The sequence below is a fragment of the Mesorhizobium sp. M7A.F.Ca.AU.001.01.1.1 genome (assembly GCF_004022735.1).
In the GTDB taxonomy this organism is placed as follows: Bacteria; Pseudomonadota; Alphaproteobacteria; order Rhizobiales; family Rhizobiaceae; genus Mesorhizobium; species Mesorhizobium ciceri.
This window is the reverse complement of record NZ_RZPF01000007.1, coordinates 1-13,563: the sequence shown is the minus strand read 5'-3', so window position 1 is coordinate 13,563 and position 13,563 is coordinate 1. Positions and strand designations below refer to the sequence as shown.

Here is a 13,563-nt window from a genome sequence, read left to right as displayed (position 1 = left end):
GGGACGACGATGACGAGGTAATTTGCGACAAAGGTGAAATCCCCCTTGATGATGCGAGGCATCAGCTCCTGCGCGCGGCATGCTCCGCTGCTCAACCAGCCATAGCGCCTGACTGGCGGCAGGAGGTTAGCCGCCGCCGCCCATGGTTACGGACATAAAGGCCCGGAAGGCCGCAGCCGCCGGTTCGATTGATCTGTCACGCGACCAGGCAAGGCCAACGTCCATAGTGGGGATGGGCTCGACAAGCCCGCGCACTTCGATGCGCTGCCCCTCCAAGGACCAGGGGCGGTAAACCATGTCGGACAGGACAGTGACCCCCATGCCGGCAGCCACGAGCGACCGCACGGCCTCGACCGAACTGGTGGTAAGGACGGCGCGGAGCGAAAGGCCCGCGGCATCCCAGTAACGGGCGGCCGTCGTGCGTGCCTCGTCAACCGTCAGCATGACATAATCTTCCGCCGCCACATCGGCGAGGCTGATCTCCTGCCGCGCGAGGAGGTGATGATCAGCCGAAAGCCAGAGCCGGCGGTTCGACCGCATCAAGACCTCCTGCGCCAACTCCTTGGTGTGCTCCAGGTTCGACACCAGCATCACGGCCATGTCGATGTCCCCGCACATCAACCCGCTTTCGAGAGCGTCTCGGGGCAGTTCCAGCACCTCGACCTCGATCTCGGGATAGGTCTTTCGAAAGCGCGCGTAGTGGCGCGACATGTAGTAGCCGACGACCGTGTAGGTCATGCCCAGCCGCAGCTTGCCCGCCAGGCCTTTCCTATCGCGCAACGGGCTTCGGACGGCGGCAGCGACGGCCCCGGTGATAACACGCGCATGTTCAAGAAACCGCGCGCCCTCCATCGTCAGTCTTACGCCAGCGTGGTTACGCTCCAAAAGCCGTACGCCCAGGTCAGCCTCAAGCGTCTTTATCGCCGCAGTGACCGCCGATTGCGAGATGTTGAGTTCCACCGCGGCATGACTGACCTGTCCGCTCTCGGCGGTCGCGATAAAATAATCCAGCTGTTTCAAGGTGATGGTCATGGTGCGCCCTGGCCCAGAACCATTATCTGTTTTTTTGATATGACAATCAATAAACTACTATTTCACAAATGCCCTCGCATGCGCAAAAAATGCTGCAACGCCGCAAAGACGGCAGCTTCGAGGGGTAACAATGTGATGGCGGTGACGCTAAACTGCGACATGGGCGAAAGCTTTGGCCTCTACAAGGTTGGCGATGATATGGGCATGATGCCCATCATCGACGTTGCCAATGTCGCCTGTGGTTTTCACGCTTCCGATCCGGATCACATGCACACCGCCGTCCGCAGCGCCAAGGCGAGTGGCGTAAAGATCGGCGCCCATCCAGGCTTGCCCGACATTCAGGGTTTCGGCCGGCGCGAGATGCGGATGACCCGCGAAGAAGTCAGAAACACCATCATTTACCAGGTGGGAGCGCTTGCCGGCTTCCTCAAGGCCGAGGGTGTGGAACTCCACCACATCAAGCCGCATGGCAGCCTCTACTTCATGGCCATGCAGCAGGAGGCAATAGCCCATGGCGTGTGCGACGCGGCAGAGATTTTCGGCGTACCCCTCTTCGGCATGACGGGCACCCTGCATGAGAAGATCTATCAAGAGCGCGGTATCCCATTTGTCGCTGAGTTCTATGCCGATCTCGACTACGATGCCTCCGGCAAGCTGATCTTGACACGCGTTCATGACGCCAAGGACCCCGCAGAGATGGCCGAGCGGTGCGTACGCGCCATCAGGGAGGGCGAGGGCACGGCAGAGGACGGCAGTTTCTTCCCTGTACGCTGCGAAACCATCTGCGTGCATTCCGATACGCCGAACGCCATCGAAATAGCCCGGGCCGTGCGCACCGCAATCGCCCCCTGGCACTGAACTCGACCGAACCCGCCCGCGCGGGCGGTTCCAGATTAGTCTGTCCGCAGTTTTCCGGAGCTTTTTATGGCCCAGATTCTTTCACCTCTTCCCGGCACTTTTTATCGCAGCGCTTCGCCAGACCAGCCGCCATACAAGGCGGATGGCGACGCGGTGTCCGCCGGAGACGTAATCGGTCTCATCGAAGTGATGAAGTCGTTCCACGAAGTGAGGGCCGAGACGGCCGGTACGAACATCCGCTTCATTGCCGACAATGAGGATCCCATCATGGCCGGCGCACCTATTGCGGATCTCGACTGATGCTGAAAAAGCTTCTGGTTGCCAACCGGGGCGAGATAGCGGTCAGGATCATCCGGGCCGCGCAAGATCTGGGGATCGCCACCGTGGCGGTGTATTCGGCCGCAGACGCCGAGTCGCTCCACGTCCAGCTTGCGGACGAAGCGGTCAACATCGGCCCACCAGCTGCAAAGAAGTCCTATCTCAATGTCGAAGCAATTCTGAAGGCTGCCCGCGACACCGGTTGCGACAGTGTTCATCCAGGCTATGGGTTCCTTGCCGAGAATGCCGCGTTTTCCGACGCGGTCACAGGCGCTGCATTGGTCTTCGTCGGCCCGTCGGGAGATGCGATCCGGATGATGGGAGACAAGGTCTCGGCGCGATCGGCCGCTGCCGCTGCAGGTGTCCCCGTCGTGCCAGGCTCGGCTGGCCGGGTCGAGGGCCTCGAGGCTGGCCACGAGGTGCTGACCGCAACCGGTTTTCCGGTGATGATCAAGGCGGCGGCAGGCGGCGGCGGGCGGGGCATCCGCATCGCGAACTCGCTTGCCGAGTTCGAACAAGCCTTTCCTCAGGCCGAAGCAGAAGCCCTCGCCGCCTTTGGCGATGGTGGTCTCTACATGGAAAAGGTGATCGGCAAGGCCCGCCATATCGAGGTGCAGGTGCTGGCAGACGGAAGCGATGCCATCCACTGCTACGAGCGGGAGTGCTCGCTGCAGCGGCGACGCCAGAAGGTTTGGGAGGAGGCGCCGTCGCGCGCACTTTCAGACAGGCTGCGCGAAGAGCTCTGCGCTTCAGCGGTCGCCTTGGCCAAGGCGGTCAAATACTCTGGTGCCGGCACGGTAGAGTATCTTTACGACGATGAAGCAGACCGCTTTTACTTCATCGAGATGAACACCCGTATCCAGGTCGAGCACCCGGTCACCGAAGCGATCACCGGCATCGACCTCGTTGCGGAGATGCTTCGCATCGCCGGCGGCGAGAAGCTGCGGATCCGGCAAAGCGATGTCTCCGTCAAAGGGCATGCGATCGAAGTCCGGCTCAATGCCGAAGACCCGGCGAAGGAGTTCGCTCCATTCCCCGGGCAGGTGGCCGAGCTTCGCATTCCCGGCGGTCCGGGCGTACGCTTCGATTCGATGCTCTATCAAGGCTATCAGGTGCCGCCCTTTTATGACTCGCTGCTTGCCAAGCTGATCGTGCATGCAGAGACGCGCGAGGCGGCGATAGTGCGCCTGATCCGCGCGCTCAACGAGTTGAAGATCGGCGGGCTCAAGACCACCAAGCCGCTGTTTCTTGCGCTGGCCGCCGATCCGGCGATGCGGGCGGGAGACGTGCATACCCGCTGGCTGGAAGGCTGGCTCATCGAAAACGCCGCAGCATTGGCGGGTTAAGGAGGACCGATGTCGATACGATTCAACTTCGGCGGTGACGAACATATCTTCGGCGAGGTGTCCGAAGAAATGTCGCTCACCTCCTTCTTTACCGGCCTTTCGATGACCAATGCGGTGCGTACGGCAGGCATCCGAGGCGTCACCGAGATCTGCCCAGCCAACGCCAGCTTCCAGATTCGCTTCAACCCCGACATCGTCAAGCCGCAGGATTTGCTCAGCGAACTGAAGTCGATGGAAGAGGCCGCCTCGAAGTCGGACCCGGTGCTGAAGACCCGGATCATCGAACTGCCGGTTTATTTCCAGGATCCATGGACGCGTGAAACCTGCCTGCGCTTCCGCGAGCGCCATCAGGACCCCTCCTCCACCGATCTTGAATATTCGGCACGCATCAACGGCTACGCCACGGTGGAAGAGTTTATCGAGGCCTATTCCGGCCAGCCCTGGTTCGTATCGATGGTCGGCTTCGTCGCCGGACTGCCCTTCCTGTACCAGATGGTTGAGCGCAAGAAACAGATTCAGGCGCCGAAATACTTGCGTCCACGCACCGACACTCCCAAGCTCACCATTGGCCATGGCGGCTGCTTTGCAGCGATCTATTCGGTACGCGGCGCTGGCGGCTACCAGATGTATGGCATAACCCCGGCCCCGATCTACGACCCGACCAGGAAGGTGCGCTACCTCGCCGATGACATGTGCCTGTTCAAGCCAGGCGATATCGTCAAGTTCAAGGCCATTGGCCGCGATGACTACGACGCCACGCTTGAGGAAATCGAAGCCAATCGGTGGCAGCCGACGGTTCGCGAGTGCACCTTCAGCCTGAAGGATTTCAACAGCGACATTTACGGCACCAATGCAAAGCTGATGGAGCTTATCAATGGCCGTTAAGGTAATCTCTCCCGGCCTCTCCACTTCCGTGCAGGACCTTGGCCGACCCGGCCACTATCATGTCGGCATTCCAGAAGGCGGCGGCATGGACCGCTTTGCGACACGCATCGCAAACCTGCTTGTCGGCAACGATCCGGGTGCCGCGGTGCTCGAAGCCACTTTCATGGGTCCCGAACTCGAATTCACCCAATCCGCGGTCGTCGCCGTCACAGGTGGAGAGCTCCCACCCAAACTCAATGGCGAGGAACGGTCGACGTGGGAAAGTTTTCCGGTGAAGGCCGGTGACCGACTTTCTTTCGGCTTCCTCAAGGGCGGCGCGCGCGCTTATCTGGCCGTCTCCGGCGGCATCGACGTACCCGTGGTTCTCGGTTCGCGCTCGACTTACATTCTGGGCGCGCTTGGCGGCCATCAGGGCCGCACGCTGAAAGCGGGCGATGAGCTTCCCCTCGGCGAAGGTTCCGGCAAAGCCGGTCTTTCACTGCCTGCAAATCTGCGCCGCGCGCGCAATAGTCCGGCGGAACTCAGAATGCTTCCCGGCATATACTGGCATCGGATCACTGAGGCTGCCGGCAATCGGTTCTTTGAGGAAACCTGGAAGGTCGCGCCCGAAGCCGACCGTATCGGCTATCGCTTCCGCGGCGGAACGCCGCTGGAATTCGTCGAGCGCGAGCAGCCTTTCGGTGCGGGCTCCGACCCCTCGAACATCGTCGATGCCTGCTATCCTTACGGATCCGTCCAGGTGCCGAGTGGCACTGAGCCGATCGTTCTTCACCGGGACGCGGTTTCGGGTGGCGGGTATATGATGCTGGGCGTGGTGATATCGGCCGACATGGACCTTATCGCCCAGCTCCAGCCGCACACCCCGGCGCGCTTCGTCCCGGTGACGCTGGAAGACGCGCTTGCCGCGCGAACCGAACAGCGCGCCGCGCTGGCGCGTGCTGAAGGGCATCTGGCCGGCTGACGTCAGCCGGGAATGCCGGCGGAGGAGCCGGAGGCGAGGAGATCGGCCGGCCAAAACCGACCGCGCGTGGCGGAAGACAAAATCCGGTGCGCGAAACGACAAGACGACGCCGGGCAACGGCGTGAATTTGGCACCCGAGCAGTCCGCTAGAGACCGCCGGAACCGACAGGGGAAGACATTTGCAACGTGGCTGGCCGCAAGGCCGGATGCTTCGCGCCTTTCCGTCGGTAGAAAGAAGGAAAGGGTCATGAGTCATCTGAGCGCGGAGAACGTCTCGGTATCGTTTGCGGGGCTGAAGGCCCTGTCATCGGTAGACCTCCAAATTACGCCCGGCCGCATCAGTGGCCTCATCGGCCCGAATGGCGCTGGCAAGACCACGCTCGTCAACGTGCTGACCGGCTTCCAGGCACCGACGGAAGGCACCATCAAGCTCGACGGGGAAGCACTCACGGGTCTCAAGCCGCATCAGGTCCGGCGGCGCGGCATTGCCCGCACCTTTCAGGGTGGGCGGCTCTTCCGCGACCTGCCTGTGTTGGACAATTTGGAAGTGACCGGCGTTGGCCTGGGAATGAGCCGGCGCGCTGCCATCGCCGAAGCGGAAGCGATGCTCGACTGGATAGGCATCGGTGCGCTGGGTACCCGCATCGCCGGAACGTTGCCATACACGGACGAGCGCCGCGTCGCCATTGGCCGCGCCCTGATGGGACGGCCCGCATACATCCTGCTCGACGAGCCCGCGGCTGGCATGAGCGCACTGGAGGCGCGGGAGCTTTCCGCCCTGATAAGACACATCGCCAGCGATCTCGGCTGTGGTGTCCTGCTCATCGAGCACAATGTCGGGCTGGTGCTCGGCCTTTGCCAGCATATCGTCGTGCTCGATTCCGGAGCGATTATCGAGGAAGGACCGCCTGCCGCGATCCGCGACAGCGAGAAGGTGCGCCACGCCTATATGGGCACGGCCGCGAACACCGACCTGCCTGTGCTGGAGGCGATGGAATGAGCCTGCTCGCCCTTTCCGACATCACCATCCGCTACAGCCGTCTCACGGCGGTCCGCAATGTCTCCTTCTCCATGGACGAGGGAGAAATCCTGTTCATCACCGGCCCGAACGGAGCCGGGAAGTCTTCGCTGCTGCGCGCGATCGCCGGTGTTACGCCGGTGGCGGGCGGCCGGATCGACCTTGCAGGTCATGAGATCACCGGCCAGGCGCCGGAGAACATCGCCCGGCTCGGATTCTCCATGGTGCCGGAGGGGCGCGATGTCTTCGGCTCGCTGACGACCGAAGAGAACCTTCTGGTCGGAACCGGCATGCACGCCCGCGAACGCGGCTGGCGCAGCCGAGCGGCCGACGAACTCGAAGCCGTCTACGCAACCTTCCCGATGCTGAAAGAGAGGCGGCACGGGCAGGCGGGATTGCTGTCCGGCGGGCAGCAGCAAATGCTGGTCATCGGCCGCGCGCTGATGACCAATCCGCGGCTTGTAGCCATCGACGAGCCTTCACTGGGCCTCGCCCCCAACATCAACGACCAGGTCTACGAGCGGCTGATCGCGCTGCGTGCGCAGCGCCAGCTCACGCTCCTGATCGTTGAGCAGAGCTCGGCCCGGGCGATGATGGTGGGCGGGCGGATGATCCTGATGCGTGGCGGACAGATCGTGCTCGATGGCGACGCGCGGACGCTCGGCAATGGCGAGGCGATCCAGGCTGCCTATTTCGGCTACGAGGACAATTGAGATGCTTCAGATCCTGTTCGACGCACTCTCGCTTGGTTCGCTCTACGCGCTCGGGGCGCTCGGCATTGCCCTCATCTTCGGCGTCATGCGGCTCGTGAACTTCGCGCATGGCGACGTCATCGCCTTCTGCGTCTTCGCCCTGTTATGGCCGTCTACGGACGCAATGGCCATCGTCTTCGCCGGCCAATTGCCGTGGTACCTGCTGTTGCCATTCGTGCTCCTCTGCGGGGCCGGGCTGTCGGTGCTGTGCGAAATCGTCGTCTTCAGGCGGTTCCGTCAGGCAAATCCGGCAACCATGATGATCGCCTCCTTCGCGCTCGGTTTCGTCATTCGCTACTTCCTGCTCATGCTTTTCTCCAGTCGGCCGAAATCGATCTCGCTGCTGCCCGAACTGTCCCAGCCGGTGGAGATCCTTGGTGCCAGGCTTCCCCTCCTCCAGCTCATAACGATCGTGGCCACGATGGTCATCCTGATCGGCCTGACACTGTTCCTGCGTCAAACCCGCTTCGGCCTGGAGATGCGGGCGGCGGCCGAGAACTTCTCGATGGCCCGAATGCTGGGTGTGCGTGCGAACCGGGTTATCATGGGCGCGTTCGCCCTCTCCGGCGCGTTGGCCGCCGCCATTGCACTGATCTTTGGCGCCCAGACAGGCACGCTGGACATCCAGATGGGCGCCTCGATCATGTTGATGGCCTTCATCGCCACCGTCATTGGCGGCCTCGGCAGCCTCGGGGGAGCCGTGCTCGCCGGCTTCCTGCTGGGTGCCGCCTCGGTGATCATGCAAGTCATGCTGCCCATCGACGCCCGGCCATTCCGCGATGCCTTTGTCTATGGAGCGGTCATCCTCGTCCTCCTCTTCCGCCCACAGGGGCTTATTGCCGCGCGCGGCACCAAGGAAAGGATCTGATTTCATGGGTGTCGTCGCCTCCCTCACCAACTCTACCGCTGCCGGTGCCCCGGCTGCCGAGCGAAAGCCCGCCCGCTTCGCGCTTGCCCGCCGCACAATCCTGACACCGGTCCTGCTTTCTCTGCTGCTGCTGGCCATCGCGCTGATCACGGTGATGACCGGATCGCGGCCCTTCAACCAGACGGTGATCGACGTGTTCGTCCGTGTCATCCTCGTCGTGGGCCTATACATCTTTATCGGGAATTCGGGCGTTCTCAGCTTCGGGCATATCGGCTTCACCTGCCTTGGCGCCTACGCGGCCGCGTGGCTCACCATCAATCCGATGATGAAACGCGGTTCGCTGCCGGGACTGCCCGAATGGCTGCTGGCGACCCGATTGCCGTACTGGCAATCGGCTATGCTGGCAGCATTGTTCGCCGCCCTCGCCGCTCTCATCTTCGGGCGGGTGCTGATGCGATTATCGGGCATCGCGGCTTCGATCGCGACCTTCGCGATGCTCGCCATGATCAACACAATTTATTCCAACTGGGAGAGCGTGACCGGAGCGACCTCATCGGTCGTCGGCATTCCGATCGTACGCGTGATCTGGCCGTATCTCATCGGCGCCGTGGTCGCGATCTTCATCGCCTGGGCGCACGCGATCTCCCGGTCCGGCCTGGCCCTTCGTGCTGCCCGCGACGAGCCCACCGCCGCCGCGGCTTCCGGTATCGACATTCCCAGGGAAAGATTGGTGGCATTCGTCATATCAGGCGCGGTGATGGGGCTGGGCGGTGCGCTCATGGCTCATTCCATCGGCGTGGTCACACCCGACACATTCTATCTCGGTCTCACCTTCATCACCCTTTCCATGCTCGTCGTCGGCGGCATGGGCAGCCTGTCGGGGGGTGTGGTGGGTGTCGTCCTGCTGTCCGCCCTTATCCAGGCGCTGCGCTGGCTGGAGGCAGGCGTATCGCTCGGCGAGTCCACTTTCGCCCTCCCGAAAGGGGTTCAGGAAATAGCCCTCGGCGTCATCATGATCGTGATCCTCGCGCTTCGCCCATCCGGACTCATGGGCAACCGCGAGATCACCTTACCCCGCAGCAGTCGCAACAAGTGACCGGCGGCACAAGCCCGACCGGAAAACAAAAAGGAGACGTGCATGACATACAAAATGAGAATTGTCGCAACCGCTCTGGCCTCGATGTCCATCGCATACCCGGCCCTGGCCGATGACAAGACCATCGTCATCGGCTTCGCCACTGCGGAGTCGGGCTTCATGGAAGCCTATGACAAGCCTGCGCAGGAGGCGGCCTTGATCCGCATCGACGAGATCAATGCGGCTGGCGGTCTGCTTGGAAAGCAGATCAAGGTCGTCAAGGCCGACACCAAGTCCGACCGGGCCGAAGGCGCCAAGGCGGGCCTCTCCGTGCTCGACCAGGGCGCGGATCTCGTGGTCGTCTCGTGCGACTACGACTTCGGATCGCCGGCTGCGCTCGCGGCCGAGGACGCGGGCCGTATCTCCTTCTTCCTGTGCGCGGAATCGGTCAAGGCCGGTATCCAGGGTGTCGGCCCGCACAGCTTCTCCGCGTCGGTGCTGGCGCCCGTGCAGGGCGCGACCATGGCCGAGTGGGCATTCAAGGAAAAAGGCGCAAAGGACTTCTACCGTCTGCTCGATACCTGGACGGCCTACAACAAGGGCATCTGCGACGGCTTCGACTGGATGATGCCGAAGCTCGAAGCCCAGGGCGCGAAGCTTGTCGGTGAAGACACCTTCAAGAACGAGGACGCCTCCATCGCCGCGCAGATCACCCGCATCAAGTCTCTGCCGAAGGAGCCGGATGCGATCATGCTTTGCACAATGATGCCGGGCGCTGTTTCGGCCATCAAGCAGCTTCGTGCCGCGGGCATCAACTCCATGATCCTGAATGGCTCGGGCGTCGACGGTAGCTATTGGCTATCCGCTGTGCCCGATCTGACGAACTTCTACGTCCCCGTTCAGGGATCGATCTATGGCGACGATCCCAATCCGGAAGTGCTGAAGTTCAATGCCACCTACAAGGCGAAGACAGGCGCCGATCCCTCGAGCCAGTATGTCTTTCCGGGTTACGTCATGGTCGACGTCTGGGCCAAGGCGGTGGAGCGTGCAGGCACGACCGATGCCGACGCCGTCGTCGCGGAACTGGAGAAGATGAAGAACGAGCCGACGCTGTTCGGGCCTCGTACCTTCACGCCGGAACTGCATCACCAGAACCAGACGCGGTACCTGATCGTCGAGACCAAGGCCGGCAAGCCGGGTGTTGTAGGCAACTGGACGATTTCCGAGCCGGTACCGATGGAAGCCTTGCTCAAGTAAGAAGATGGGCCGGGTAAGCCCGGCCCTTTCGTAGGATCTTGCCTTTGGACAAAAAACGAGGGCGGCCCGCTTGGACCGCCCTTCGTCGCCCGATGAATTCAGATTTTCGCTACCCTCGCGCTTTGCGGTAGGAATCCTTGAGCGCTATGAGCTCCCCCGAGAAAGCGAAGATATCGCAGCCGTCGACTTCGATTTGCTGCCCCGCTGCCGTGGTGCCGACGAAGCGCCATGATGAAAGCCCGGTGTCGCCCGTCACGACGTGCCGTCCCCTGGTCCACGCGGCCTTCGGGAAAGCATCGAACAGCGCTGCATAGGCGGCGCGCACGGCGTCACGCCCCATATGCTTGCGCCCTTCGGCATCGGGTCCGGCCGAGCCGTGGAAAGCGCAATTCTCAGCCATGCAGTCCATCAGCGCGCCCACATCGCGAGCGTTCCAGGCAGCGAGGAACCGGTCAAGCACGGCGAGCCGCCTGGCTGCGAGATCGCCGGCCTCAACGACCTCGACCTCCAGGAAGGCCAGCGGCGCATCGCCGGCATTGATGATGTTGTGGGCCACACCCGTCCGCCGCGAATAGGGCACCCCTTGAGTGAGGGCGGCTTGCGACTGCGCGCCGTCCGGGCCTTCGAGACCGAGCTTGCCGTCCGTAAGCGGCACGATGACGTAGTCATGGCCATGGATGTGCCAGCCGGTCTCGGCCCCGGCGGCAAAGCGCCATTCGGTGACCCGAAAGCGTTCGTCGTCGATATGGACGACCGGTTCGGCTTTCATGCGGGTCATTCAAGTCCCTCCTTGGCAACCGCACCGGTCAGGCGCTCAAGCGTCCGGCCCATGCGCGTCATGATTTCTTTCACATCGTCTTCTGTCGAGATCATCGGCGGGCAGAGCGCGAGCTGATCGCCGATGGCGCGGAAGATGAGGCCTTCCTCGTGGCCGAAGCCTGCTGCGATACCCCCTGCGCGCCCAACCTTGACGAAGGGGCGTTTCGTCGCCTTGTCTGCCACCAGCTCAACGGCGCCGATAAGACCGGTGCCCCGCGCTTCGCCGACAAGCGGGTGATCGGCAAATGAGCGGATGCCGGCCTGGAACGACGTCTCGAGGCGGGCCGCGTTTCCGATCAGGTCCCGCTCCTCGAAGATGGCCAGGTTTTCGAGACCCACTGCCGTCGCGACCGGATGACCTGACGCCGTGAAGCCGTGGCCGAAATTGCCGATCGTGGCGGTGTTGTCGGCGATCGCCTGATAGATCGCATCGGAGAAAATGACGGCGGCAAGCGGCATATAAGACGACGTGATTTGCTTGGAGACCGTCATGATATCAGGCGTGAAGCCGTATTTCTGAGCGCCGAAGGGCGTACCAAGCCGCCCGAAACCACAGATCACCTCGTCCGCTATCAGAATGATATCATTTGCCCGGCAGATTTTCTCCACGCCTTCCCAGTACCCGACCGGCGGTGGCAGAACGCCGCCGGCTGCCATGAGCGGCTCTCCTATGAAGGCTGCGATGGTGTCAGCCCCTTCTTCGGCGATCACCGCTTCCAGCTCGGCGAGCAGGCGCGCCGTGAAGGCGGCTTCGTCTTCGCCTGCCATGCCGAAGCGATAGAAGTGCGGGCAGGTCAGGTGGCGAACGGGAATGGCCGGCAGATCGAAGTCGCGATGGTTGACCGGCAAGCCTGTCAGGCTGCCGGAGGCGACGGTGATGCCGTGATAGCCCTTGGTCCGTGCCAGGAATTTCTTCTTTTTTGGCCGGCCCAGCGCGTTGTTCATGAACCACATCATCTTGACGATGGTGTCGTTGGCTTCCGAGCCCGACGACGTGAAGAAGACACGCGTCAGGTTTTCCGGCGTCATCTCCACGAGTTTCTCCGCGAGCCGGATGGATGGCTCATGCGCCTTGGAGGAGAAGGTGTGGTAGTAGGGCAGCTTCAGCATTTGCTGATAGGCAGCGTCGGCCAACCGCTTTTCCGAAAAGCCGACGCCCACCGACCAGAGCCCGGCCAGCCCTTCGATGTATTCCTTGCCGCGTTCGTCATACACACGGATGCCGTCGCCGCGGCTGATGATCAGCGGCCCGGTTTCTTCGTGCTGACGCAGGTTGGTGTAGGGGTGCATGGTGGTGGCGATGTCGGCGGCGGCGAGAGAGTTGGAAAGCGCATCCATGGAAGTCCTCAGCGGCTTGGAGAAATGGTTCGGGCAGTGAGTTCGAGATAGTCCTCGAGTCCCTTGCGTGGAGCTTTCACGATTCGGGAGAATGAATCATGGCAGGCCGTTGGAATGAGTGTCGATGATCCGCCGCATCAGCGCGGCGACGTCGCGCGCATTCGGCGGATCGGAGTGGATGCAGACGGTGTCGAAGTCGACCGGGCGGATCGTGCCGTCTGTCGTGACGAGTTCGCCTCGAGTAAGCGCCCCCATCATGCGGTGCTCGGCAAGCGTCAGGTCGATGGCCGACTGGACGCGCGGGATGATCAGGCTGCCGCCGGGAGCGTAGGCAAGATCGGGAAAGAACTCGCCCACGAAGGCAACGCCGAGTTCGGCTGCCGCCGTCTCGTGACAGGTTCCCGCCATGCCGAAGAGAGGGACGCCGAACGGCTTGACCGCCGCGGCAATTGCCCGGGCAGTGTCGACGTCGTGCGCGGCCATGCCGTAAATGATGCCATGCGGCTTGACATGGCTGAGTTGCCCGCCCTCGGCGGCCAGCATCCCTGTCAGAGCACCGATTTGATAGAGGAAGGCAGCTGTCAGTTCCTCCGGCTGAAGTCTCATTTCGCGCCGGCCGAACCCCTCACGATCGGGAAGGGAGGGATGCGCGCCGACCCGCTTGCCATGCGAAAGGGCGAGCCGCACGGTCTTCAGCATCGTCCATGGATCGGAGGCGTGGAAGCCGCAGGCGATGTTGGCGCAATCGATATGAGGCATGATGCCGGCATCGTCACCGAAGCGCCAGTTGCCGTAGCTTTCGCCCATGTCGCAGTTCAGGGTGACCATGGTTTACTTGCCTCAGCCCAGAGTGTTCAACGCCCAGCCGGGGGCGATGTGCGGGAATTCCGGCGGTGGTTCGCGCTCATGCAGCAGTCGAAGCACGCGCGGCGGCGTCAGTGGCAGCTGCCGCACCGGCTTGCCGATGGCGCGTGCCACAGCGCAGCCGATCGCCGCGCCCACCGCCAGGATCGGGACCTCGCCCGCACCCTTGGTG

At 62.6% G+C, this 13,563-nt stretch carries 15 protein-coding genes; 10 read left to right on the top strand and 5 right to left on the bottom strand.

Going from position 1 to position 13,563, the window contains the following annotated elements; all coding sequences use genetic code 11:
* Positions 1 to 126: 126 nt before the first annotated feature.
* Positions 127 to 1,032 (bottom strand): LysR family transcriptional regulator, encoded by a 906-nt coding sequence (locus tag EN884_RS01150; RefSeq protein WP_013533150.1) that lies wholly within the window; start codon positions 1,030 to 1,032, stop codon positions 127 to 129.
* A 135-nt stretch (positions 1,033 to 1,167) separates the two neighbouring features.
* Between EN884_RS01150 and EN884_RS01145 the strand changes: the two genes are divergently transcribed.
* From EN884_RS01145 to EN884_RS01100, 10 genes are all read left to right on the top strand, one after another.
* The gene (locus EN884_RS01145; RefSeq protein ID WP_024502406.1) at positions 1,168 to 1,890 is read left to right on the top strand and encodes a LamB/YcsF family protein; all 723 of its coding nucleotides are present in this window, start codon (positions 1,168 to 1,170) and stop codon (positions 1,888 to 1,890) included.
* 66 nt (positions 1,891 to 1,956) lie between these two features.
* Positions 1,957 to 2,190 (top strand): acetyl-CoA carboxylase, encoded by a 234-nt coding sequence (locus tag EN884_RS01140; RefSeq protein WP_013533152.1) that lies wholly within the window; start codon positions 1,957 to 1,959, stop codon positions 2,188 to 2,190.
* Positions 2,190 to 3,554: an acetyl-CoA carboxylase biotin carboxylase subunit gene (locus tag EN884_RS01135; RefSeq protein WP_013533153.1), complete on the top strand. Its 1,365-nt coding sequence runs from the start codon at positions 2,190 to 2,192 to the stop codon at positions 3,552 to 3,554. Before EN884_RS01140 ends, EN884_RS01135 begins: the two co-directional genes overlap by 1 nt.
* A gap of 9 nt (positions 3,555 to 3,563) precedes the next feature.
* Positions 3,564 to 4,439 carry a carboxyltransferase domain-containing protein gene (locus tag EN884_RS01130; protein ID WP_013533154.1) on the top strand — a complete coding sequence of 292 codons (876 nt, stop codon included), beginning with the start codon at positions 3,564 to 3,566 and terminating at the stop codon, positions 4,437 to 4,439.
* The gene (locus EN884_RS01125) at positions 4,429 to 5,400 is read left to right on the top strand and encodes a biotin-dependent carboxyltransferase family protein (RefSeq protein WP_063167471.1); all 972 of its coding nucleotides are present in this window, start codon (positions 4,429 to 4,431) and stop codon (positions 5,398 to 5,400) included. Before EN884_RS01130 ends, EN884_RS01125 begins: the two co-directional genes overlap by 11 nt.
* The gene (locus tag EN884_RS01120; protein WP_244514266.1) at positions 5,339 to 6,400 is read left to right on the top strand and encodes an ABC transporter ATP-binding protein; all 1,062 of its coding nucleotides are present in this window, start codon (positions 5,339 to 5,341) and stop codon (positions 6,398 to 6,400) included. Before EN884_RS01125 ends, EN884_RS01120 begins: the two co-directional genes overlap by 62 nt.
* On the top strand, positions 6,397 to 7,131 hold the full coding sequence (locus EN884_RS01115; protein WP_013533157.1) for an ABC transporter ATP-binding protein: 735 nt from the start codon (positions 6,397 to 6,399) through the stop codon (positions 7,129 to 7,131). The genes EN884_RS01120 and EN884_RS01115 overlap by 4 nt, the downstream gene beginning before the upstream one ends.
* A 1-nt stretch (position 7,132) precedes the next feature.
* On the top strand, positions 7,133 to 8,038 hold the full coding sequence (locus EN884_RS01110; RefSeq protein ID WP_013533158.1) for a branched-chain amino acid ABC transporter permease: 906 nt from the start codon (positions 7,133 to 7,135) through the stop codon (positions 8,036 to 8,038).
* A gap of 4 nt (positions 8,039 to 8,042) precedes the next feature.
* The gene (locus tag EN884_RS01105; protein WP_063167470.1) at positions 8,043 to 9,134 is read left to right on the top strand and encodes a branched-chain amino acid ABC transporter permease; all 1,092 of its coding nucleotides are present in this window, start codon (positions 8,043 to 8,045) and stop codon (positions 9,132 to 9,134) included.
* Between the two features lie 42 nt (positions 9,135 to 9,176).
* Positions 9,177 to 10,370 carry an ABC transporter substrate-binding protein gene (locus tag EN884_RS01100; RefSeq protein WP_013533160.1) on the top strand — a complete coding sequence of 398 codons (1,194 nt, stop codon included), beginning with the start codon at positions 9,177 to 9,179 and terminating at the stop codon, positions 10,368 to 10,370.
* A 109-nt stretch (positions 10,371 to 10,479) separates the two neighbouring features.
* On the opposite strand, the gene EN884_RS01095 is transcribed toward EN884_RS01100, so the two are convergent.
* The 4 genes from EN884_RS01095 to EN884_RS01080 all read right to left on the bottom strand — a co-directional run.
* Positions 10,480 to 11,148 (bottom strand): nuclear transport factor 2 family protein, encoded by a 669-nt coding sequence (locus EN884_RS01095; RefSeq protein ID WP_063167469.1) that lies wholly within the window; start codon positions 11,146 to 11,148, stop codon positions 10,480 to 10,482.
* Entirely contained in the window at positions 11,145 to 12,527 is a 1,383-nt protein-coding gene (locus tag EN884_RS01090; protein WP_063167468.1) for an aspartate aminotransferase family protein, read from the bottom strand. Before EN884_RS01090 ends, EN884_RS01095 begins: the two co-directional genes overlap by 4 nt.
* Positions 12,528 to 12,623: 96 nt before the next feature.
* The gene (locus tag EN884_RS01085) at positions 12,624 to 13,355 is read right to left on the bottom strand and encodes a LamB/YcsF family protein (RefSeq protein WP_063167467.1); all 732 of its coding nucleotides are present in this window, start codon (positions 13,353 to 13,355) and stop codon (positions 12,624 to 12,626) included.
* Between the two features lie 12 nt (positions 13,356 to 13,367).
* A partial coding sequence (locus EN884_RS01080; RefSeq protein ID WP_164894905.1) for a hypothetical protein occupies positions 13,368 to 13,563 on the bottom strand: 196 nt, incomplete at its 5' end.